At 69.3% G+C, this 21,545-nt stretch carries 19 protein-coding genes and 2 riboswitches; of the genes, 8 read left to right on the top strand and 11 right to left on the bottom strand.

The window, feature by feature from the left end; genetic code table 11:
* The first annotated feature begins 100 nt into the window (after nucleotides 1–100).
* On the top strand, nucleotides 101–1,270 hold the full coding sequence (locus tag B9Y95_RS02500; RefSeq protein WP_085510498.1) for a hypothetical protein: 1,170 nt from the start codon (nucleotides 101–103) through the stop codon (nucleotides 1,268–1,270).
* Between the two features lie 13 nt (nucleotides 1,271–1,283).
* Here the strand turns inward: B9Y95_RS02500 and B9Y95_RS02505 are convergent, their stop codons facing one another.
* Nucleotides 1,284–1,631 carry a LysR family transcriptional regulator gene (locus B9Y95_RS02505; RefSeq protein WP_085510499.1) on the bottom strand — a complete coding sequence of 116 codons (348 nt, stop codon included), beginning with the start codon at nucleotides 1,629–1,631 and terminating at the stop codon, nucleotides 1,284–1,286.
* Between the two features lie 46 nt (nucleotides 1,632–1,677).
* Nucleotides 1,678–2,895 (bottom strand): ice-binding family protein, encoded by a 1,218-nt coding sequence (locus B9Y95_RS02510; protein WP_085510500.1) that lies wholly within the window; start codon nucleotides 2,893–2,895, stop codon nucleotides 1,678–1,680.
* Nucleotides 2,896–3,105: 210 nt separating this feature from the next.
* Here B9Y95_RS02510 and B9Y95_RS02515 point away from each other — a divergent pair, with 210 nt between their 5' ends.
* Nucleotides 3,106–4,761 carry an ABC-F family ATP-binding cassette domain-containing protein gene (locus B9Y95_RS02515; protein ID WP_085510501.1) on the top strand — a complete coding sequence of 552 codons (1,656 nt, stop codon included), beginning with the start codon at nucleotides 3,106–3,108 and terminating at the stop codon, nucleotides 4,759–4,761.
* Between the two features lie 16 nt (nucleotides 4,762–4,777).
* On the opposite strand, the gene B9Y95_RS02520 is transcribed toward B9Y95_RS02515, so the two are convergent.
* From B9Y95_RS02520 to B9Y95_RS02555, 8 genes are all read right to left on the bottom strand, one after another.
* Nucleotides 4,778–5,347, bottom strand: coding sequence for a carboxymuconolactone decarboxylase family protein (locus B9Y95_RS02520; RefSeq protein ID WP_085510502.1), 570 nt, complete (start codon nucleotides 5,345–5,347; stop codon nucleotides 4,778–4,780).
* Nucleotides 5,348–5,557: 210 nt separating this feature from the next.
* Nucleotides 5,558–5,773, bottom strand: a complete 216-nt coding sequence (locus tag B9Y95_RS02525; RefSeq protein WP_079705518.1) for a hypothetical protein — start codon at nucleotides 5,771–5,773, stop codon at nucleotides 5,558–5,560.
* 135 nt (nucleotides 5,774–5,908) lie between these two features.
* A complete protein-coding gene (locus B9Y95_RS02530) occupies nucleotides 5,909–6,109 on the bottom strand; it encodes a hypothetical protein (protein ID WP_064296429.1) in 201 nt (66 codons plus the stop codon).
* Between the two features lie 107 nt (nucleotides 6,110–6,216).
* Nucleotides 6,217–7,359 carry a cysteine desulfurase family protein gene (locus B9Y95_RS02535; protein ID WP_085510503.1) on the bottom strand — a complete coding sequence of 381 codons (1,143 nt, stop codon included), beginning with the start codon at nucleotides 7,357–7,359 and terminating at the stop codon, nucleotides 6,217–6,219.
* Nucleotide 7,360: 1 nt separating this feature from the next.
* Nucleotides 7,361–8,212: a carboxylating nicotinate-nucleotide diphosphorylase gene (gene nadC, locus B9Y95_RS02540; protein ID WP_085510504.1), complete on the bottom strand. Its 852-nt coding sequence runs from the start codon at nucleotides 8,210–8,212 to the stop codon at nucleotides 7,361–7,363.
* Nucleotides 8,206–9,831 (bottom strand): L-aspartate oxidase, encoded by a 1,626-nt coding sequence (gene nadB, locus B9Y95_RS02545; RefSeq protein ID WP_085510505.1) that lies wholly within the window; start codon nucleotides 9,829–9,831, stop codon nucleotides 8,206–8,208. The genes nadC and nadB overlap by 7 nt, the downstream gene beginning before the upstream one ends.
* A gap of 1 nt (nucleotide 9,832) precedes the next feature.
* Nucleotides 9,833–11,140, bottom strand: coding sequence for a quinolinate synthase NadA (gene nadA, locus B9Y95_RS02550; RefSeq protein WP_085510506.1), 1,308 nt, complete (start codon nucleotides 11,138–11,140; stop codon nucleotides 9,833–9,835).
* Complete coding sequence (locus B9Y95_RS02555) at nucleotides 11,137–11,919, bottom strand: NUDIX hydrolase (protein ID WP_159453320.1); 783 nt, start codon at nucleotides 11,917–11,919, stop codon at nucleotides 11,137–11,139. The genes nadA and B9Y95_RS02555 overlap by 4 nt, the downstream gene beginning before the upstream one ends.
* Nucleotides 11,920–12,070: 151 nt before the next feature.
* Nucleotides 12,071–12,156, top strand: a riboswitch (glycine riboswitch).
* Nucleotide 12,157: 1 nt separating this feature from the next.
* Nucleotides 12,158–12,261: riboswitch (glycine riboswitch) on the top strand.
* Between the two features lie 56 nt (nucleotides 12,262–12,317).
* Between B9Y95_RS02555 and gcvT the strand changes: the two genes are divergently transcribed.
* The 3 genes from gcvT to gcvP are packed head-to-tail and all read left to right on the top strand — an operon-like array spanning nucleotide 12,318 to nucleotide 16,741.
* Nucleotides 12,318–13,442 (top strand): glycine cleavage system aminomethyltransferase GcvT, encoded by a 1,125-nt coding sequence (gene gcvT, locus B9Y95_RS02560; protein ID WP_085510507.1) that lies wholly within the window; start codon nucleotides 12,318–12,320, stop codon nucleotides 13,440–13,442.
* Nucleotides 13,443–13,445: 3 nt separating this feature from the next.
* Nucleotides 13,446–13,820 (top strand): glycine cleavage system protein GcvH, encoded by a 375-nt coding sequence (gene gcvH / locus B9Y95_RS02565; RefSeq protein WP_064296422.1) that lies wholly within the window; start codon nucleotides 13,446–13,448, stop codon nucleotides 13,818–13,820.
* Nucleotides 13,820–16,741, top strand: a complete 2,922-nt coding sequence (gcvP, locus tag B9Y95_RS02570) for an aminomethyl-transferring glycine dehydrogenase (RefSeq protein ID WP_085510508.1) — start codon at nucleotides 13,820–13,822, stop codon at nucleotides 16,739–16,741. Before gcvH ends, gcvP begins: the two co-directional genes overlap by 1 nt.
* Nucleotides 16,742–16,816: 75 nt before the next feature.
* Here the strand turns inward: gcvP and B9Y95_RS02575 are convergent, their stop codons facing one another.
* A complete protein-coding gene (locus B9Y95_RS02575) occupies nucleotides 16,817–17,629 on the bottom strand; it encodes a CPBP family intramembrane glutamic endopeptidase (protein ID WP_234993935.1) in 813 nt (270 codons plus the stop codon).
* 336 nt (nucleotides 17,630–17,965) lie between these two features.
* Between B9Y95_RS02575 and B9Y95_RS02580 the strand changes: the two genes are divergently transcribed.
* From B9Y95_RS02580 to B9Y95_RS02590, 3 genes are all read left to right on the top strand, one after another.
* Entirely contained in the window at nucleotides 17,966–19,576 is a 1,611-nt protein-coding gene (locus B9Y95_RS02580) for a peptide ABC transporter substrate-binding protein (protein WP_234993936.1), read from the top strand.
* A gap of 75 nt (nucleotides 19,577–19,651) precedes the next feature.
* Nucleotides 19,652–20,581, top strand: a complete 930-nt coding sequence (locus B9Y95_RS02585; protein ID WP_064296418.1) for an ABC transporter permease — start codon at nucleotides 19,652–19,654, stop codon at nucleotides 20,579–20,581.
* A complete protein-coding gene (locus tag B9Y95_RS02590) occupies nucleotides 20,571–21,539 on the top strand; it encodes an ABC transporter permease (protein WP_064296417.1) in 969 nt (322 codons plus the stop codon). The genes B9Y95_RS02585 and B9Y95_RS02590 overlap by 11 nt, the downstream gene beginning before the upstream one ends.
* Nucleotides 21,540–21,545 lie beyond the last annotated feature (6 nt).

Genomic DNA, 21,545 nt, shown 5'->3' on the forward strand with positions numbered 1-21,545 from the left:
AGCAGCCTGATGCTTCCGACGCCCCTGCCGCCAGCGGGGTGCTGCTCCAGCGGTACGCTCGATGAGGCGCCACCCGAACGGGCGCCTCGGGAGGCCACGGGTGACGATCGATCTGGCGAGCATGCTGGTGGTGGCGGTGATCGTGTGTGCCGCGTGCGGGATCTTCTACGGACTCGACAGCGCGCGAACCCTCGCCGGACGCCACCTGGCCGCCTGGATGTCCGGATTCGCCACCACCCTGCTCTCGGCGGTCAGCTACCTCGCCGCCACGCTCAACGGCGACTCGGTATGGATCGTCGCCGTCGCCAACGCCGCCATGGTCGCCTCGATCGCCGCCCTGTGGGTCGGGTCCCGGCTGTTCAACGGTCGACGCAGCCTCGTCCTGCTCGGCACCCTCTTCGTCGGCGTGACGGCGATCTCCGCCGTCCTCGACCCCACCGACGACCCGGAGTGGGCCGGCACCATCGCCCGGCTCATCTCGCTCATCATGCTGTCGCTGCTGGTCGCGTACGAGGCGCGACGGGGGCGGATGCGAACGGCACCGGCGTCACTGGTGCTCGTCGTCGTCATGATCCTGCACGCGGTGTTCACCGCCGTGCGCCTCGCGGTCTACCTCACGGCGGGTCCCCACTCGGAGATCTTCGAGCGGCTGTTCAGCACGCCCATCGTGACCTACATGAACCTCGTGTTCGTCGTCGCGGTCGCCGTCGGTCTCGTCCTCCTGCGCTCCTGGGAGCGCAAGCAGCGCCTCTCCTCGGAGCGGGTGGGCGTCCGCGCGGTGGGCCGCCGGGCGTTCATCGCCGAGGCGACCCGACTCCGCGACGGGCAGCAATCCGATCGTCGCCTCGCGATCCTCGCGGTGGCGATCGACGGCTACGGCGACCTCCGCCGCGCCTACGGGATGGCGACGGCGGGGGAGCTGGAGGCACTGCTCGCTGCCGCGGTCTTCCGTGAGTTGCCGGCCGGGTCCGTCTGTACCCGCGTGTGGAGCGGGACGATCCTCGTGGCCACGTCGGTCGAATCGGGGCCGACCGGCCTCTCGGGTCTCCACGACCTCGCGGCGCCGATCGCCGCCGGCTACCGGGAGGCCGTGACGCAGCAGCTCGACGGTTTCGCCGGTGCTGCGAACCTCGGCGTCGCGGTGGATTCGGCCGCGCCGACGCCCGTCGAGACCCTCGTGTCTGTCGCACGGACGGCCCGAGCCGACGCCGAGCGGCGAGGCGAATCGGTGCGGGTCGTCGAGTCCGCGTCGGAGACGCAGGACCGCTGACGGCGGGTGCTGCTCAGCGACCCTGGCGCTTCTTGTACGGCAGCGGCTCGCCCTTGACCTTCGGCGCGCGACCCTTGCCCTTGTTCGCCTTGGCTTTGCCGCCCGGCGCGGGAGCCGACTTCGCTGCTGCAGCCGCAGAGGCGTCGAGCTGGCGGCGCGCCTCGATGAGGAACGCGTAGCCGGCGTCCGTCAGCTGCGTGGATTCCACGTCGCGGGCGAACAGATCCGCTCCGACGCTCTCCTCGAGCTTCCGGACGTCGGCGACGACGGTGCTCCGCGGCACACCGAGCGCCTTGGCCGCCTTCGCGAAGTGGAGGGTCTCCGCGGAGGCGACGAAGGAGCGCAGCTGTTTGTGATCCATGCCCTCAGCCTACGGTCACGGCGTCAGGCTGCCGACCAGTGTCGCGTCAGCCACCCAGCTGGTCGCGTCGGCGTCGTCGCACGATCACCGAGGCGATACCCGCGAGCAGGCCGAGGCCGAGCAGGGAGCCGGCTGCGATCGCCAACGTCGATCCCTGGAACCCGGTGTCGGGGAGCCTCGTGATGTCTCCGGCCGGAACCGCCGGCTGACCGGGGACCTGCGGGGTGCCCGGCGGGACGATGACGATCGTCGATTCGATGGAGTCGTCGGGCGCGCTGCCGTTACTCGCGGTGATGGTGACCGTGTAGGTCCCGGGTGTTGTGGGCGTACCGGTCACCCCACCGGTCACGCTGTCGAGGACGAGGCCCGGGGGCAGGGCACCCGAGGTGACCGTGTACGTCGCGTCGGGGCTGCCGGTCGAGGTGACCGTGCTGTCGTACGTCGTGCCGACGGTGCCGCCGGGGAGCGGAGCGGAGGTGATCTCCGGGCTCGTCGTGACCTCGGAGCCGCTGCCGTCGTCGCAGCCGGCCGGCCGGTTGATGACGGTGTTGATGAGCGTCACGGCACCGGTGGACGCGAGGAGACGTCCTTCGACGACCGTACCCGCTCCCGTGGAGATGGACGTGTCGGCGAGGATCGTGCCGACGAAGGGCGCGCCTCCGTTGAGCGTGGCTTCGCTGCCGACACGCCAGAAGACGTTGCAGGCGCTCGCGCCGCCGACGAGGGTGACCGAGGAACCGGTGCCGGTCTTCAGCGTGCTCGCCGCCTGGAAGACCCAGACCGACTCCGCGGTACCGGTGAGCGTCACGTTTCCGGTGAGGGAGATCTCTCCGCCGGCGTACACGCCGGGAGTGAGAATGAGGTCGGTGAGGTCGCCGACCTGCTGCGGGGCCGGCGTGAGGCTGGAGGCGACGCCCATCGCCTTGAGGAGGTCGTTCTTGGCCAGGGCGGCGGGCTCGTTGGTCACGTTCTGGGTGCCGTTGACGAGGCCCGGCGGGAAGCCGGTCACGGAGCTCCCCGGGCTCAGCCCGAGGTCGCCGTTGATCGTGGTCGCGCCGGTGTTCGTGACGGCCGATGCGGCGAGGACGCCGTAGTCGGCTGCCGTCCCGAGGAAGATCGGGCCGTCGATCGAGGTCGCGGCGTTCGCCGGTCCGGCACCGATGGCCAGGAGTCCGACGGTCACGACTGCCGCTGCGGCGAAGAGCCGTGGGCGAGTGCGACCGGGTCTTGCGCTGTGGTCAGGTGGGGAGAGTTCGAGGCGCATGAAGGCCCCTTCCGTGTGGGAGGGGCGCGAAGCCAAAGAGGATGGCGACATCAACCGCAACTGTTCCCTGTGTACCACCTTCGGGGGTCGCTCGATCAGCTAGCGCTCCTGATGTAGCCAATCGTTATCGTGATGCGATACGCTACTCCGCCGACTCGTGGCGCGGAATGAACGTTCGGCGAAGCCTGATCGGAATGAGACGATTGCAGCATGACTGCAACGCTCGTGACCCAAGGCCTGGCCGGAGGACACGGCCACCGCACCCTGTTCGACGGCCTCGATCTGACGGTGGCGCCGGGCGACGTCATCGGCGTCGTCGGGATGAACGGCGCGGGGAAGTCGACGCTGCTCCAGCTCCTCGGCGGCTCGCTCGAACCGCAGGCCGGCACGATCACGCTGACGCCGTCCGACGCCTTCGTGGGCGCGCTCCCGCAGGAACACGAGCGCGTCGTCGGTGAGAGCGTCGCCGCGTACATCGCCCGGCGCACCGGCTGTGCTGCGGCGACCGAGGCGATGGACGCGGCCGCCGCGGCGCTCGCCGAACCCCCGCAGGCAGGCACGGACCCCGCGGACGTCTACTCCGCCGCCCTCGACCGCTGGTTGGCGAGCGGTGCGGCCGATCTCGAGGAGCGGATCCCCGCGGTCCTCGCCGACCTCGGACTGGACCTCGACGCGGATGTCACGACCACGATGATGACGTCACTCTCGGGTGGGCAGGCCGCTCGCGTCGGACTGGCGGCGCTGCTGCTGTCCCGATTCGACATCGTCCTCCTCGACGAACCGACCAACGACCTCGACCTGGACGGCTTGGAGCGGCTCGAACGCTTCGTGCAGGGATTGCGCGGGGGTGTGGTGCTCGTCAGCCACGACCGCGAGTTCCTCGCCCGCTGCGTCACGCGCATCCTCGAACTCGACCTCGCGCAGCAGAGCAACCGCGTCTTCGGGGGCGGATACGAGGCCTACCTCGAGGAGCGCGAGGTCGCCAGGCGGCACGCCCGCGACGCCTACGACGAGTTCGCCGACAAGAAGGCCGATCTCATCGGTCGCGCCCGGGTGCAGCGGGAGTGGTCCAGCCAGGGCGTGCGGAACGCGATGAAGAAGGCGCCCGACAACGACAAGATCCGGCGGAAGGCCTCGGCGGAGTCCTCGGAGAAGCAGGCCCAGAAGGTCCGGCAGATGGAGAGCCGCATCGCCCGGCTGGACGAGGTCGAGGAACCACGCAAGGAGTGGCAGCTGCAGTTCACGATCGGCAGCGCTCCGCGCTCGAGCACGGTCGTCGCGACGCTCTCCGAGGCCGTCGTCCGGCAGGGCGACTTCCAGCTCGGCCCACTGTCGCTCCAGGTGAACGTGGGCGATCGCATCGGCATCACCGGGCCCAACGGCGCCGGCAAGTCCACCCTGCTCGCGACGCTGCTCGGTCGTCGCGAACCCGACGCGGGCAGCGCGAGCCTCGGCTCCAGTGTACGGATCGGCGAGATCGACCAGGCCCGCTCACTGCTCGTCGGCTCGGAGCCGCTCGCCGACCGCTTCGAGGCGATCGTGCCCGACCTCAGCCCGGGAGAGGTCAGGACGCTGCTGGCGAAGTTCGGGCTGAAGGCCGACCACGTGAACCGGCCCGTCGACGAGTTGTCGCCGGGGGAGCGCACCCGCGCCGGGCTCGCCGTGCTCCAGGCGACGGGGATCAACCTGCTGGTCCTGGACGAGCCGACGAACCACCTCGACCTCGCTGCCATCGAACAGCTCGAGGAGGCACTCGAGAGCTACGACGGAACACTCCTCCTCGTCACTCACGACCGCCGCATGCTCGACACCGTCCGGATCGAACGGCGGTGGGTCGTCGAGGCCGGCCAGGTCACGGAGCGTTAGCCCGCGGCGTCGCGGCTCACAGGCCCCGGAGGAGCGCGTCACGGAGTTCAGGTCCGATGTCCTCGGGAACGTCGACGTCGACCGCGAGCGCCTGGATCGCCCGGCTGTAGTAGTTGCGGGCGGCCGCAGCGAGCGTGATGTCGAGGATCTCCCGGTCGGAGAAGCCGTGCTGGCGCAGAGTCAGGCTGTCGGCGTCGGTCATCCGGTCCGAGTCGCGACCCACCCGTTCCGCGTAGGCCATCATCGCGACCTCCGCGGGGCTCAGGTCGGCGTCGCGATAATCCGCCGCGATGCGCACGAGTTGGTCCCCCTCGAACAGCGCAAGCGATCTCCGGCCGTGAGCGAGACGGCAATGCCGTGACCGCGTCCCTCGCGCCGCGGCGAGCGTCACGAGCTCGTAGCGTCGCAGGCCGAGCGGTCGGGCGATCTCACCGATCAGCGCCTCCCACGCGGCGTAGGCACCGGGGTTCAAGGCCATCACCTTCGTGTGCGCAGCGACGAAACCCTGGTCGGCGATGTCGTCGTCGTACATCGCGGCCGTCGTCGCATCGGCATCGGCTTCGGGGATGGTGTGGAGGATCGACATGTCGGCCACCTCGTCGGAACGGGTCGCGGGCCGGGCGTCCGCGGCTACCGTTCATGATGGCACTCGAGATCGGCGCTGTCAGAACACCTTTTGGCGATCGTATCCGCATCACCGGGTCCGGGCGTCGCCGGGAGCATCACGCATGCCCCGACAATGAGCGAGGACCCCGCGGCGTTCGCCAGGCGGGGTCCTCGTCGTTCAGAGGGCGCGTCAGTCGCGCAGCTGCTCCTTGTAGTCGTTCTTCGCCTCGGTGGTGTCGCGCTCGGCCTCGGCCTTCTTCACGTCGGCCTCCGCCTGCTTCACCTTCGCGTCGGCCTTGGCCTCGTCGACCTTGTCGCCGATCCGGTCCTTGGCGTCTTCGACGGTCTCGCCGATCTTCCGGCCGGTCGCCTCAGCAGCGTCCTTGGCGTTGTCCAGGAATCCCATGTCAGCTCCGTCTCTGATCCCGACTGTCGGTCACGACCCCAGCCTCGCGGACCGATGCCTGCGCGGCAACCACTTGTGTTCCAAGGCGTCGACGGCTAGATCATGAGACGACCCGGCGCGGGTGGGCGTCGTCGCTCAGGGCGCGGGAGCGCCCCCGTCGGTCGGGGTCGCGTGCGGCAGCCAGTCCTTGAGGATGACCTCCTCCGGGTCGACCAGACGCTCCGTGTGGAGGTCGTACTCCGGGTCACGCTCGGCGAGGAACCGGGTGACGGCGTCAGCGTCCTCGTTGTCGTGTCGACGTCGTGCGCGGTCTGCCGCGTCCTGCTCGGTGCTCATGGATCCCACCGTAGCCCAGCGTCCGGCGATGGGTGCCGCCAGACACCCGGCATCGCACACCCGCACCGAGCGCGCGGCCGGATCCGTCCGGTCGGTCGTCGTGAGGGTCAGCGGAGGCGCGCGACGGCCCCCGCCGAGGCGACGACGGCGCTCGCCGTCCGGTCCAGCTCGGCTGCGGTGACGGCGGCGGTCCAACTGAAGCGCACGGCGGTCTGCGCGACCTCCGGAGCGATGCCGATAGCGAGGAGGACCGGCGACGGCTCGTCACTGCCGGCGGCGCACGCGGAGCCGCTCGAGGAGATGACGCCGCGGCGTTCGAGTTCGAGGAGGACCGCCTCACCGGAGGTGCCGGGGAACACGAACGACGCGATACCCGGCAGGCGTCGTCCGGGGTGGCCCGTCAACCGAGCACGCGGGACCTCTGTCAGGACCCTCGCGATGAACGCGTCACGCAACCCACTGACGCGGTCGACCGCTTCCACTCGATCACGCTCGGCGAGCTCCAGCGCCGTCGCGAGCCCGACCGCGGCGGCCACCTGTTCGGTCCCGCTCCGGCGCCCGCGTTCCTGCCCGCCGCCGTGGAGGAGCGGTTCCAGCGGCAGGGAGCCGCGCACGGCGAGCAGTCCGACGCCCTTCGGAGCACCGAGCTTGTGGCCGGCGAGGCTCAGCGCGTCCACGCCGAGGCGATCCAGTCCGAGCGGCAGCCATCCCGCGGCCTGCACGGCGTCGGTGTGGAACGGGACACCTGCGGCCCGGGTGACGGCTCCGAGCGCCGACAGATCCTGGACCGTGCCGATCTCGTTGTTGGCCGCCATCACCGAGACGAGCACCGTGTCCGGCCGGAGTGCAGCGGCGAGTTCGGCCGGGTCGACCAGGCCGGTCCCGTCCACCGGGAGCACGGTGGCCTCGACCCCGTGGAACCGCGTGAGGTACGCGACCGATTCCGCGACCGCCTCGTGCTCGATCGGCGAGGTGACGACGTGGCGTCCGCGATCGAGCGCCGCCAGGGTGATGCCCTTGACCGCGAGGTTGTCCGCTTCGGTGCCGCCCGAGGTGAACACCAGGTCGCCAGGTCGGACGCCCAGCACGGTCGCGACGCGTCGCCGGGCGTCCCGCAATGCCCCGGCCGCCGTCTCGCCGACGGTGTGATGGCTCGACGGGTTGCCGAAGGTGCTCGTCAGGTACGGCCACATCGCCTCGAGCACCTCGGGGCGTACCGGCGTCGTCGCCGCGTTGTCGAGGTAGAGCATCTCAGTCGACCGAGACGTCGAGTCCGAGGTCGAGGGAACGGACACTGTGGGTGAGGGCACCGGAGGAGATGACGTCCACGCCGGTCTCCGCGATGGCCCGCACCGTCGACAGCGCCACGTTCCCGCTCGCCTCCACGATGGCGCGGCCGGCGATGAGTGCGACGCCCTCGCGGAGCTGGTCGACGCTGAAGTTGTCGAGCATGATCGTGTCGACGCCCGCCGCGAGCACCGCCTCGATCTGGTCCAGGCGGTCGACCTCGACCTCGATCGTCGTCGTGTGCGGGAGCTCCTCGCGAGCCCGCAGTAGCGCCTCGGTGACCGTCAGGCCGCGCTCGAGGAGGACCGCCAGGTGGTTGTCCTTGACCATGACGGCGTCGGAGAGCGAATGGCGGTGGTTGTGGCCGCCGCCCGATCGCACCGCGTGGCGCTCGAAGACGCGCAGGCCCGGGGTCGTCTTCCGGGTGTCGACGATGCGGGCACGGGTGTCCGACACGGCTTCGACGTACGCCGCGGTGATGGTCGCGATGCCGCTCATCCGCTGCACGAAGTTGAGGGCGACGCGCTCAGCGGTCAGGACGGCACGCGCAGGACCCGACACCATGGCGATCGTGTCGCCCGCGGCGAACCGTTCGCCGTCGGCGACGAGGAACGCGACCGTGATGCGTGGGTCGGTCAGCCGGAACGCCGCCTCGAACACGGCCGACCCGCTGAAGACGCCCGCCTCGCGCGCGGCCAGGGAGGCCGAGGCCGTGGCGTCCTCCGGGATGAGGGTCGCCGCCGTCAGGTCGCCCCACGGGGCGTCCTCGACGAGGGCCGCGGTGACGGTGGTGTCGATGAGGTGTGGGGTCAGCATGGTGCGAGCACGGTTCCGTTCACGGATGGGTGGGTGGTGGGCTGGGGCGCGTCGGCCGACGTGGCGAGGACGATCGCGAGGGGCGACGCCTGATCAGGATCGACACCGGGATGGTCGTCCCTGGCGTGGGCACCGCGAGACTCGGTGCGCGCGAGGGCGCCGGCGACCACGGCCCGGGCGAGCAGCAGGAGGTTGCGGTCCTCCGCGGCCGCGACCGATCGCGGTGTGGTGACGACGTCGTCGAGCTCGATCGACCAACGGTCCAGGGTCCGGCGCGCGAGCTCGAGACCACGCGCGTCACGGACCAGCCCGGCATCCCGCCACATCACGGCGTGGAGCGCCGACCGGCTGAAGGGCTCGACGGGATCCGTCGGGAGCCCGGGATCGTCATCGGCCGCACGGGGATCCAGGACGACCCGTGCGCTGCCGACCCTCGGGTGACCGGCGATCGGACCCGGTGCCGCATCGATCGCCGCCACGGCGCGGGCCGCGAAGACGGCACCCTCGAGGAGCGAGTTGGAGGCGAGGCGGTTGGCACCGTGGACGCCCGTGCGTGCGACTTCGCCCACGGCGAGGAGCCCGGGCAGGGTGGTCCGGCCGTCGAGGTCCGTGGCGACACCGCCCATCCAATAGTGTGCGGCCGGGGCGACGGCGACCGGTGTGCGTGACCAGTCCACGCCGGAGGCTCGGAGGTGCTCGTCGATCCCCGGGAACCGCGCGGCGAGGCGGTCCGCGCCGAGCGCGGTCGCGTCGAGCGTCACCGGGGCACCGCCCTGCGCGGCCATGGCCCGGGCGATCCCTCGGGCGACGACGTCGCGTGGTGCCAGCTCGGCGTCCGGGTGGAGCGCCCGCATGAAGCGTTCACCGTTCGCGTCCCGGAGGACGGCACCCTCGCCGCGAACGGCCTCGGAGACGAGGAAGCTGCCGGGTGCGGCGAGCGCGGTCGGGTGGAACTGGACGAACTCCACGTCGGCCAGCACCGCTCCAGCACGGAGCGCTGCAGCGGCGCCGTCGCCCGTCGCCACCGCCGGGTTGGTCGTGAACGGGTAGAGCTGCCCGACACCGCCGGTGGCGAGGATCACCTGGTCGGCGTCGACGGTGAACGCACCGCGCTCGGAGGACCGGAGGTGTGCACCGGTGACCGTCCCGGCGGTGACCACCAGGTCGACGAGGACGGTGTGCTCCAGCACGGTGACCCGCCGGGCCGCAAGCGTCTCGACGAGCGCCGTCTCGATAGCCGCGCCGGTCGCGTCACCGCCGGCGTGCAGCACCCGGGGGTAGGAGTGGGCCGCTTCGAGGCCTTTCGCGAAGCCGTCGCCGTCGCGGTCGAACGCCACACCGAAGGCGATGAGCTCGCGGATCCGTTCGGGCCCCTCTGTGCAGAGCACCCGCACGGCCTCCTCGTCGCACAGCCCCGCGCCGGCCAGCAGTGTGTCCCGGACGTGGTCCTCGACGCGGTCGTCGTCGAACATGACCCCGGCGATCCCGCCCTGCGCATAGCGCGTGTTGCTCTGGCCGAGGACGTCCTTCGTGACGACCACCACCTCGTGCCGTCCACTCGCGTGGATCGCGGCCACGAGACCGGCGATCCCGCTCCCGACCACGAGCACCGTCGCCATGTCAGCCGGCCTGGGTTCCGGCGGCGACCGGCGGCTTCGCGGCGAGCATGCGCTCGAGCGACAGCCGCGCCGGGACGGCCACGTCGTCGGAGACGGTGATGCGGTTGAGCACCTCGCCCGCGACGAGTCCTTCGAGCACCCAGGCCAGGTAGCCGGGGTGGATGCGGTACATCGTCGAGCAGGGGCAGATCACGTCGTCGAGGCAGAAGATCGTGTGCTGCGGGTACTGCGCGGCGAGGCGCTGCACCATGTTGATCTCGGTGCCGATCGCGAACGTGGTGCCGTCGGGCGCCGCCGCGATGGCCTTCTGGATGTAGTCCGTCGATCCCGCCTCGTCGGCGGCGTCGACGACCGCCATCGGGCACTCGGGGTGCACGATGACCCGGACGCCGGGGTGCTGTGCCCGGGCGCGGTCGATCTGGTCGACGGTGAACCGCTTGTGCACCGAGCAGAAGCCGTGCCACAGGATGACCTCTGCCTGCTCGAGGTCCGTCGCCTGGTTGCCGCCGAGCGGGCGGTTCGGGTTCCACATCGGCATGTGCTCGAGTGGCACGCCCAGCTTCTTGGCGGTGTTCCGACCCAGGTGCTGGTCCGGGAAGAACAGCACCCGCTGCCCGCGCTCGAAGGCCCACCGCAGGACCGTCTCCGCGTTGCTGGACGTGCAGACGATCCCGCCGTGCCGACCGCAGAAGCCCTTGAGTGCCGCCGAGGAGTTCATGTAGGTGACGGGGACGACCGGTACCCGGCCGTCGGCGTCCGGTTCGGTCCCGTAGAGCGCCTCGAGCGCCTCCCACGCCTCCTCGACCTGGTCGATGTCCGCCATGTCGGCCATCGAGCAGCCGGCGGCGAGGTTCGGGAGGATCACGGCCTGCTCGGGTCCGGACAGCAGGTCGGCGGTCTCGGCCATGAAGTGCACGCCGCAGAACACGATCGCCTCGGCCTCGGTGCGTGCCTTCGCCGCGTTCGCGAGTTGGAAGGAGTCACCGATGTAGTCGGCGTGCTGGACCACCTCGTCCCGCTGGTAGAAGTGCCCGAGGATCACCACGCGGTCTCCGAGGGTCTGCTTCGCGGCCACGATGCGGCGGTGGAGCTCGTCGCCCGAGGCGTCGCGATAGGCGGCCGGGAGTTGTCCCTGGCGCGGCGAACCGGTCGGGATGACGTCGCCCATCGACGCGCCAGGGCCGTAGCTGGGCGGCTGCAGGTCGAACACCCAGGGCCCGGCCGCGAGCTCGGGCGCGCAGGTCGCGCCGTCGGACGCACCCTCGGTGATCTGCTGGATGGTGTCGTCGACGGATGCGGTGATGGTCATGCTGGCTCCTCGGACTGCTGACGGGTGGTCGGGGTGGACGTCGTGGGCCTGCGGTTCGTCGACCGTCCGGGCGACGGGGCCTCCGGTCGGGTGACGGGCTGGGTCCACCGGTAGAGCCGCGCCGGGCGGTGACGCCCGCCGGTGCGGAGTTCGTCGGTCTGCAGGACGAGACCGGAGGACTCGACCTGGCGTCGGAAGTTCGCCGGGTCGAGCTGCTTCTGCAACACCGCCTCGTGCACCTCTCGGAGTTCGGAGAGGGTGAAGGTCTCGCCGAGGAAGGCGTGCGCGATGTGGCTGTACTCCAGCTTGTTGCGGAGCCGCCACAGGGCGTACTCGACGATGTCGCGGTGGTCGAACGCCAACGGGGGGAGCGAGTCGGCCGGGAACCAGCGGACGTTCTGGCCGAGCCGCGTGCGCTTGGCCTCATCGGACCCGACGAGCGCCCAGTAGACGATCGAGACGACCCGCTCGGCGGGGGAGCGGTCGAGGTCGCCGAACGCGTACAACTGCTCGAGGTACCGCGGGCGGAGGGAGGTGGTCGTCTCCAGGGTCGACGAGGCCGCGTCCGCGAGGGATTCCGCGGCACCGAGCGGGCCGCCCGGCAGCGCCCAGAGGCCGTCGTAGGGCTCACGGATGCGCCGGACGAGCGGGAGCCAGATGCCCGGCTCCGGGTCGGTCGCGCCGAACCCGTCGTCGGCTCGGAGCGTGAAGATGACGGTCGAGACCGCGAGGCCGACCTGCGGGTCCGTCTGCTCAACGGGAGTCGTCGATCGCTGCATGGGGGATCTCCGTGTTCCCGAGCACGGGCGGCACTTCAGGTAGAAATGACCTGTACTCAATACATGCTTAGTGTACACCTGACTCGAACAAGGTCCTGCGCCGAGGCGACCACTCGCGATATGCTGGCGGCTCAATCGAACATCGGGCCGCAAACACGATGCGGGAGAGCCGGTACGCCGGCACCGAAGGAGCAAGCCTCCCCGCCAATCTCTCAGGTCCTGTACCGCATCGGACTGGCCACTCTGGAAAGCAGCGCGCGTTTGTGGTGCGCTCGCCGACGGTGAAAGCGGTGTCCGCAGCAGCGGCGCTCGTGAAGCTCTCAGGCCAATGACAGAGGGGGAGTTCCCAACGGGCACCGTCAGGCGTCCGCAGCGCACCACGCGACCCCGGAGAACTCGTGACCGACCTCGAACGAACCAGCCCGCTCCATGCCGTCCACGAAGCCGCCGGCGCGAGCTTCACGGACTTCGCCGGATGGCAGATGCCCGTGCGGTACTCGAGCGACCTCGCCGAGCACCACGCCGTACGCACCGCCGCCGGCATCTTCGACATCTCCCACATGGCCGAGATCCAGGTCGTGGGCGACGATGCAGCCGACTTCCTCGACCAGGCGCTCGCGGGCAAGCTGTCCGCCATCGACCTGCTCCAGGCCAAATACTCCCTGCTGCTGAACGAGGCCGGCGGCATCATCGACGACCTCGTCGTCTACCGCAACGGCGAGCACGAGTACCTCGTCGTCGCGAACGCGGGCAACCACGACGCCGTCGTCGCAGCGCTCACCGAGCGGGCCGCGGCGTTCGAGCACGTGGTCGTCATGGACCGCAGCGACGAGATCGCGCTCATCGCCGTCCAGGGGCCCGCCTCCCGCGCCATCCTCCAGGCGACCGAGGGGCTCCACATCCTCGACGAACTGCCCTCCCTCGACGAGGTGAAGTACTACCGCGCGACGGGTGCCTCCTTCGAGAACGGCACGGTCTTCATCGGGCGCACCGGCTACACCGGCGAGGACGGGTTCGAGCTGTACGTCGACGCCGCCGACGCCGTGGAGCTGTGGAACGCCCTCGTCGCCGCCGGGACACCGCTCGGACTGGTCCCCGCCGGGCTCGCCAGTCGCGACACGCTCCGCCTCGAAGCCGGCATGCCGTTGTACGGCCACGAGCTCGGTCCGGACATGCTGCCCGTGCAGGCCGGACTCGGCCGCGTCGTCGCACTCGGCAAGCACGGCACGTTCATCGGTCGTGACGCGGTCGAGGCCGGTCCGGTGGAGGGCGCACCGGTGCTCGTCGCCCTCGTCTCCGAGGGGCGTCGTGCCGGTCGTGCCGGTTACCGCGTCCTCGCTGGCGACACGACCGTCGGCGAGGTGACGAGCGGGGCGCTGTCGCCCACCCTCGGACACCCGATCGCCATGGCCTACGTGCACCCCGACCACGCCGAGCCGGGCACCGTGCTCGACATCGACGTCCGCGGCACGCGGATCCCCGCGACCGTCACCACGCTCCCCTTCTATTCGAGAGAGAAGTAACCCATGGCCGACAAGACCACCCTCAAGTACACCGCCGAGCACGAGTGGATCCGCGTCGAGGGCGATCTCGCCGTCATCGGCATCACCGACTACGCCGCCGAGAAGCTCGGCGACGTCGTCTTCGTGGACCTCCCCGCCGTCGGCGCGGCGCTCTCGGCCAGCACCGTGGTCGGCGAGATCGAGTCCACGAAGTCCGTCGGCGAGCTCTTCGCCCCGCTCGACGGCGAGGTCGTCGAGGCCAACGACGCCGTCGTCGACGACCCGTCGCTCGTCAACAGCGACCCGTTCGGTGCCGGCTGGCTCGTCTCGGTCCGGTACGACGCGCTGCCCGACACGCTCCTCAGCTGGGACGACTACGCCGCGCTGGTGGGCGAGTGATGGCGGACCGCTTCGCAGAACGGCACATCGGAACCGACACCGCCGCCCAGGCGACGATGCTCGCCGCCGTCGGGTACGACAGCGTCGACGCCCTGCTCGCCGCGGCCGTCCCGTCCGCGATCACGGCCGCCGAACTCGCCTCCTCGAGCATCCCCGACGCCGCCACCGAGCGGGCGGCGGTCGCCGAACTCCGTGAGCTCGCCGGCCGCAACACGGTGAACCGGAGCCTGATCGGTCTCGGTTACTTCGACACGATCACGCCGGCGGTCATCAAGCGGAACGTGCTCGAGAACCCCTCCTGGTACACGGCCTACACGCCGTACCAACCCGAGATCTCGCAGGGCCGCCTCGAGGCGCTCATCAACTTCCAGACGATGGTCGCCGACCTCACCGGTCTCGACACGGCCAACGCCTCGATGCTCGACGAGAGCACCGCGGTCGTCGAGGGCATGCTCCTCGCGCGCCGGGCCTCGAAGCTCGCGGACGCGACGTTCATCGTCGACGCCGACGCGTACCCGCAGACGAAGGCGCTCCTCCGGAGCCGCGCCGAAGCGGTCGGCATCGACCTCGCCGAGCTGCCGCTGTCGACCACCTCGCCCGAGGACCTGCCGGCGGCGTTCGGCGTCTTCGTGCAGTACCCCGGTGCCTCCGGGCTCGTGTGGGACCCGTCGGCCGTCATCGCCGCGGTCAAGGCGGCCGGCGGCGTGTCGGTCGTCGCGGCCGATCTCCTCGCCCTCACGCTCATCTCCTCGCCCGGTTCCCTCGGCGCGGACATCGCGGTCGGGACGAGCCAGCGCTTCGGCGTGCCGATGGGCTTCGGCGGGCCGCACGCGGGGTACCTCGCGGTCCGCAAGGGCCTCGAGCGCCAGATGCCCGGTCGTCTCGTCGGCGTCAGCCAGGACGCGGCGGGTCACCCCGCCTACCGGCTCACGCTGCAGACGCGCGAGCAGCACATCCGCCGTGAGAAGGCCACGAGCAACATCTGCACGGCCCAGGTCCTGCTGGCGGTCATGGCCGCGATGTACGCCGTGTACCACGGGCCCGACGGGCTCAAGCGGATCGCCCAGTCGGTGCACGCGGCTACGGCCACCGCGGCCTACGCGCTGCGCAAGGCCGGCGCCGAGGTGCTGTCCGAGCACTACTTCGACACGCTGCAGGTCCGCGTGCCGGACAGCGCGGCCGCAGTCGCAGCCGCGCATGATCGTGGACTGCTGCTCTGGGCCGTCGACGAGACGACCGTGTCCGTCAGCTTCGACGAGGTCAGTGCGGTCGAGAACGTGACGGCTCAGCTCGTCGAGGTGCTCGGCGACGGGAGCGCTTCCACTGAGCAGGAGGTGCCGTCGTACGTCTTCGATCAGGGAGGTTCGTTCTACGCCTTCGCCCCGAACGCGGTCCACGAGTACCCGGCCGCGCTCGCCCGCGAGACCGAGTACCTGACGCACCCGGTGTTCAACACGCACCACTCGGAGACCGCCATGATGCGGTACCTCAAGCAGCTGGCCGACCGCGACTACGCGCTCGACCGGGGGATGATCCCGCTGGGTTCGTGCACGATGAAGCTCAACGCCGCCACCGAGATGGAGGCCGTCACCTGGCCCGAGTTCGCAGGGCTGCACCCGTTCGCCCCGCGTGAGGACGTCGCAGGCTCGCTCGAACTCGTCGACCAGCTCGAGACCTGGCTGGCCGAGGTCACCGGATACGACTCCGTGTCGCTCCAGCCGAACGCCGGCAGCCAGGGCGAGCTCGCCGGTCTCCTCGCCATCCGCGGCTACCACCGCGCGAACGGCGACGAGCAGCGGACGGTCTGCCTCATCCCCTCGAGCGCACACGGCACGAACGCGGCCTCCGCCGTCCTCGCCGGCATGCGGGTCGTCGTCGTCGCGTGCGACGAGCAGGGCAACGTCGACCTCGACGACCTCCGGTCGAAGATCGAGGCCAACGCCGAGTCCCTCGCCGCGCTCATGATCACCTACCCGTCCACCCACGGCGTGTACGAGCACGAGGTGAAGACGATCACCCAGGCCGTGCACGACGCCGGCGGCCAGGTCTACGTCGACGGCGCGAACCTCAACGCCCTGCTCGGCTACGCACGGTTCGGGGAGTTCGGCGGCGACGTCTCGCACCTGAACCTGCACAAGACCTTCTGCATCCCGCACGGCGGTGGCGGCCCCGGTGTCGGGCCGGTCGCGGCGAAGGCGCACCTCGCGCCGTTCCTGCCCGGTCACCCGCTGGCGCAGCGTGCCGAGCACCCGCTGCTCGGCGGCGGGACGGTCGTGCACGACGGCGGTCCGATCTCGGCGGCTCCCTATGGCAGCCCGAGCATCCTGCCGATCTCGTGGGCCTACGTCCGCATGATGGGTTCGGAAGGGCTCCGCGAGGCGACCGGGGCCGCGGTGCTCGCGGCGAACTACATCGCCGCGCGACTGCGCGACCACTATCCCGTCTTGTACACGGGCGACAGCGACCTCGTGGCGCACGAGTGCATCCTCGACCTCCGTCCGCTCAAGGAGGCGACCGGGATCTCCGTCGACGACGTGGCGAAGCGCCTCGTCGACTACGGCTTCCACGCGCCGACGATGTCGTTCCCCGTCGCGGGGACGCTCATGGTCGAGCCGACGGAGAGCGAGGACCTCACCGAGGTCGACCGCTTCGTCGACGCGATGATCGCGATCAAGGCGGAAGCGGACGCCGTCGCTGCGGGCGAGTGGCCTGCCGACGACAACCCGCTCGTCGGGGCGCCGCACACGGCCCAGTCGGTCATCGAGGGGGAGTGGACGCACGCGTACTCGCGCGAGCTCGCCGTCTACCCCGTGCACACGCTCGTGCGCACGAAGTACTGGCCGCCGGTGCGTCGCATCGACCAGGCGTACGGCGACCGCAACCTGGTGTGCGCCTGCCCACCTCCCGAGGCCTTCGCCTAGCCGGTCCATGAGCACTCCCTCGCCCATTCGTGGGCGAGGGAGTCTTCGTTCGCCCACTGATGGGCGAACGGGTCGTCAGGAGGACGGCGTCGCGGCAAAGATCTCCGGCCACCAGGCGACGGCGAGCGGGAAGCCCGCGAACGAGATGATGTCGATGACCGTGTGCGCGACGACGAGGGGCATCACCCGACCCCAGCGCTTGTAGCACCAGCCGAACGCGATCCCCATGGCGACGTTGCCGAAGAACGGCCCGATGCCCTGGTACAGGTGGTAGCTCCCGCGGAGGACGGCGGTCGACAGGATGATCGTCCACCACCCCCACCCGATCTCGCGGAGCCTGGTGTACAGGTAGCCGATGATGATGACCTCCTCCTGGAGGCCGGCGCGGAGCGCGGAGAAGACGAGCATCGGGATCGTCCACCAGTACATGGTGTCGGGGAAGGTCGAGACCGCGACCGTCACGCCGAGTGCGCGGCCCAACGCGTACACACCGATGCCGGGGACACCGATCGCGGCGACGAGGACCAGACCGCGGCCGAGGTCGCGTCCGGGGGAGCGGAGGTCGAGTCCCATCCGCGCGAAGCCGCTGCGTGCGGGCTGCCAGAGCAGGTAGACGACGAGGGCGACCGGCGCGAGCTGGAAGAAGAGCCCGAGGAACTGGTAGCTGAAGTCGAGCCACTCCCGGGTGGCCTGCGTGGTGTTGATCGCCGCAGATTGATCGGAGAGCGGCGGCCCCGCGGTGAGCTTCGCGATGAGCGAGATGATCGAGTACACCGCCGACGCCCCGAGGCTCAGCGCGAGCACGATGCCGATCTCCCACCACCGACGGCTGTCTCCGGCGCCCTCGGGGAGGTCCGGTCCCCGCTCGGTGGTGTTCTGCTCGCTCACCGGTCCATTCTGCTGGCTGGTGGCTCCGAGCGCACCGCATACCATCTGCGCGTCCGCTCGGCGGATATCGGGAGATGAGCGCCTTACGATTCGTATCCAGAACGAGGAGGCGACCGCACGAGTTTTGCGATCGTGATCATTCTGTTGCGTCGTGGGCGGGATCCGTGCACGAAAAAGCATCCGCGAGCAACAATCCGTCGATTGGGTTACCGCTGTGTAACGTTTGGCGTCCCAGTTTGCTCGCCGTCCTGCTTCTGCTTATCGTCAGAGTATTCAAAGAGCGATCCAGCGCACACGATGCGCTGGTTTCGCTTGCCCTTTCCCCAAGGAGGAACTGTGAAGTTCAGTCGGTTCGGCTCTGCCGCCGCCATCATCGCAGCAGGGGCTCTCGTCCTCACCGGTTGTTCCGGTGGCGGTTCCAGCAGCGAGAGCACCAGCAGCGCATCATCCATCATCACGACCAACGGCTCCGAGCCGGAGTCGGGCCTCATCCCCAGCGACACCAATGAGGTCGGTGGCGGAAAGATCATCGACGAGGTCTTCGCAGGCCTCCGCTACTACGCGGCCGACGGCAAGCCGGTCGACGACCTGGCCGAGTCGATCGACACCGACGACTCGACCACGTTCACGATCAAGATCAAGGCTGATCAGAAGTTCACCAACGGCGACCCCGTCACCTCGGACTCGTTCGTCATGGCTTGGCAGGACGCCGTCGTCAACCTCCGCAAGAACGCCTCGTTCTTCGCCGACGTCGAGGGCTACAACGAAGACGGCCAGCCCCTCACCGGCCTGAGCGTCGTCGACGACACCACCTTCACGGTGAAGCTGTCCGCACCTGCCTCCGACTTCCCGCTGCGCCTCGGCTACTCCGCGTTCTACCCGCTGCCCGCTGCAGCGTTCGACGCGGCCGGCAAGGTCACGGACGAGTTCGGACAGAACCCGATCGGCAACGGCCCGTACAAGGTCGACGGCGACAAGGCTTGGAAGCACAACGAGTCGATCAAGCTCGTCAAGAACGACGAGTACAAGGGTGGCCGCGAAGCCAAGAACGGTGGCCTGACCATCACGTTCTACAAGGACTTCGACAGCGCCTACGCCGACCTGCTGAGCGGCAACCTCGACGTCCTGGACCAGATCCCGGACTCGGCGCTCTCCACCTACCAGGACGACCTGGGCGACCGTGCGGTCAACCAGCCGGCCGCGGTGTTCCAGTCCTTCACGATCCCGTCCCGCCTCCCGCACTTCAGCGGTGAAGAGGGCCAGCTGCGTCGTCAGGCGATCTCGTACGCGATCAACCGCGAAGAGATCACCAAGGTCATCTTCAACGGGACCCGCACGCCGGCGACCGACTTCACCTCGCCGGTCATCGACGGCTACTCGAAGGACATCGAGGGTAACGACGTCCTGAAGTACAACGAGAAGAAGGCCAAGGAACTCTGGGCCGAGGCCGACGCCATCTCCCCGTGGGACGGCTCCTTCCAGATCGCGTACAACGCCGACGGCCCGCACCAGGCCTGGGTCGACGCAGTGACCAACGGCATCAAGAACGTCCTGGGCATCGAGTCCTCGGGCGTCCCGGTCGCCGTCTTCGGTGACTTCCGCGCCGGCATCACCAACCGCTCCATCGAGACGGCGTTCCGCTCCGGATGGCAGGCCGACTACCCGGGTCTGTACAACTTCCTCGCTCCGCTCTACGCGACCGGTGCATCCTCGAACGACGGTGACTACTCGAGCCCCGAGTTCGACAAGCTCCTCGCCGAGGGTTCGTCCGAGACCGACCTGGATGCTGCGAACAAGAAGTTCCAGGACGCTCAGGCGGTCCTCTTCAAGGACCTGCCGGCCATCCCGCTCTGGTACCAGAACGTGAGCGGCGGCTTCGGCGAAGGCGTGCAGAACGTCGAGTTCGGTTGGAACTCGGTGCCGCTGTACTACGAGATCACCAAGTAGTCTTGTAGCGGCATAGCTGGGTGGGTCCGGTTCTTCCGGGCCCACCCAGCTTCACGAGTTCAGGAGTCCCACACCATGGGCGGTTACATTCTTCGTCGTGTCCTGCAGGCTATCCCCGTACTGCTCGGCACGACCTTCCTCATCTATTTCATGGTCTTCGCGTTGCCCGGTGATCCCGTGCTCGCATTGTTCGGCGACAAGACGCCGAGCGCCGCGCAGATCGCTCAACTCAACGCCGAGTACAACCTCGACAAGCCGTTCATCGTGCAGTACTTCCTGTACCTCGGCGGCATCTTCACCGGCGACCTCGGAACGTCCTTCTCCGGGCAGCCGGTCAGCGAGATCCTCGCGCAGGCCTTCCCGGTCACGCTGCGGCTCGCCGTCATCGCCGTCTTCTTCGAGATGGTCGCCGGCATCACGATCGGTCTCATCTCCGGCATCCGCAAGGGCGGCATCTTCGACGCTTCGTTCCTCGTCGTCAGCCTGATCCTCATCTCGCTCCCCGTCTTCGTCATCGCGTTCGTCGCGCAGTACGTGTTCGGGATCCAGCTCGGGTGGTTCAGACCGACGGTCGGCCCGGGCGCGCCGATACAAGACCTCTTACTCCCCGCACTGGTCCTCGCCACCATCAGCTTCGCGCAGATCGTGCGGTTGACCCGGTCCTCGGTCATCGAGACGCAGTCGCTCGACTTCGTCCGCACGGCGTACTCGAAGGGCCTCAGCCGTCGCAGGGTCATCCCCGTGCACATCCTGCGCAACTCCCTGATCCCGGTCGTGACCTACCTCGCGGTGGACTTCGGTGTGCTGATCGTCGGCGCCACGGTGACCGAGGGCATTTTCAACGTCCCCGGTGTCGGCCGCACGCTCTACCAGGCCATCCTCCGAGGAGAGGGCCCGACCGTGGTGTCCTTCGTGACGGTGATGGTGTTGTTCTACCTCATCATCAACCTCGTCATCGACCTCTTCTACGCCGTGCTCGACCCAAGGATCCGCTATGTCAAGTAATGATCAGGAGCCGACGATCAAGCGATCCCCGAATCACTTCGTCGCGCCGCTCGAAGAGACCCCCCTCGCGGTCATCGACGCCGTCAAGGTCGACGAGAAGGTCAGCAACTTGTGGACCGACGCGTGGGCGTTCATGCGCCGTCGTCCCATGTTCTGGATCTCGTCCGTCCTCATCCTGCTCGTCGTGGTCGTGGGTCTGTTCCCCTTCCTCTTCACGCAGACGCCCCCGAACAACCAGTGCTTCCTCGAGAACAGCAACGGCGGGCCTGAGGCCGGCCACATCCTCGGGTTCACGAAGCAGGGCTGCGACATCTTCGCGCGGGTCATCTACGGGACCTCCACGTCGCTGTCCGTCGGGCTCATCGTGACGTTGATCACCGCCACGCTCGGCATCGTGTTCGGCGCGTTCGCCGGCTTCTACGGTGGTTGGGTGGACTCGGTGCTGTCCCGCATCGGCGACATCTTCTTCTCCATCCCGTACATCCTCGCGGCCGTCGTCGTCATGTCGGTGCTCGCGAAGTACCGGAGCGTGTGGACGATCTCCTTGGCGATCGGTCTGTTCGCCTGGCCATCCGTCGCGCGAGTGCTTCGAGCGGAGGTGCTGAGGGTCAAGAACGCGGACTACGTCCAAGCGTCCATCGCGCTGGGTGTCTCCCGCTTCAAGATCCTCCTGCGCCACGTGCTGCCGAACGCGATCCCTCCGGTGATCGTCGTCATCACGATCTCGCTGGCGTCGGCGATCGTCGCCGAGGCGACGCTGTCCTTCCTCGGCGTGGGGCTCGGGAGCGAGACCATGTCCTGGGGCAACGACATCAGCCAGGCGCAGCGTGACCTCCGCACGGCCCCGCAGGTGCTGATCTACCCGTCGATCGCGCTGTCGCTCACCGTGCTCAGCTTCATCATGATGGGCGAAGTCCTGCGAGACGCGCTCGACCCGAAGGCGAGGGCCCTGCGTTGAACGCGA

The sequence above is a fragment of the Plantibacter flavus genome, assembly GCF_900177615.1.
GTDB classification, from domain to species: Bacteria; Actinomycetota; Actinomycetes; order Actinomycetales; family Microbacteriaceae; genus Plantibacter; species Plantibacter flavus.

Coding starts and splice junctions, on each gene's coding strand:
- B9Y95_RS02510 (WP_085510500.1), bottom strand. CDS start 2,895: ATGCGCCTCGAACTCTCCCCACCTGACCACAGCGCAAGACCCGGTCGC.
- gcvP (WP_085510508.1), top strand. CDS start 13,820: ATGGCGGACCGCTTCGCAGAACGGCACATCGGAACCGACACCGCCGCC.
- nadA (WP_085510506.1), bottom strand. CDS start 11,140: ATGACCATCACCGCATCCGTCGACGACACCATCCAGCAGATCACCGAG.
- B9Y95_RS02520 (WP_085510502.1), bottom strand. CDS start 5,347: ATGTCGATCCTCCACACCATCCCCGAAGCCGATGCCGATGCGACGACG.
- B9Y95_RS02530 (WP_064296429.1), bottom strand. CDS start 6,109: ATGAGCACCGAGCAGGACGCGGCAGACCGCGCACGACGTCGACACGAC.
- B9Y95_RS02590 (WP_064296417.1), top strand. CDS start 20,571: ATGTCAAGTAATGATCAGGAGCCGACGATCAAGCGATCCCCGAATCAC.
- nadB (WP_085510505.1), bottom strand. CDS start 9,831: ATGGCGACGGTGCTCGTGGTCGGGAGCGGGATCGCCGGTCTCGTGGCC.
- B9Y95_RS02505 (WP_085510499.1), bottom strand. CDS start 1,631: ATGGATCACAAACAGCTGCGCTCCTTCGTCGCCTCCGCGGAGACCCTC.
- gcvH (WP_064296422.1), top strand. CDS start 13,446: ATGGCCGACAAGACCACCCTCAAGTACACCGCCGAGCACGAGTGGATC.
- B9Y95_RS02525 (WP_079705518.1), bottom strand. CDS start 5,773: ATGGGATTCCTGGACAACGCCAAGGACGCTGCTGAGGCGACCGGCCGG.
- nadC (WP_085510504.1), bottom strand. CDS start 8,212: ATGCTGACCCCACACCTCATCGACACCACCGTCACCGCGGCCCTCGTC.
- B9Y95_RS02515 (WP_085510501.1), top strand. CDS start 3,106: ATGACTGCAACGCTCGTGACCCAAGGCCTGGCCGGAGGACACGGCCAC.
- B9Y95_RS02535 (WP_085510503.1), bottom strand. CDS start 7,359: ATGCTCTACCTCGACAACGCGGCGACGACGCCGGTACGCCCCGAGGTG.
- B9Y95_RS02585 (WP_064296418.1), top strand. CDS start 19,652: ATGGGCGGTTACATTCTTCGTCGTGTCCTGCAGGCTATCCCCGTACTG.
- B9Y95_RS02555 (WP_159453320.1), bottom strand. CDS start 11,919: ATGCAGCGATCGACGACTCCCGTTGAGCAGACGGACCCGCAGGTCGGC.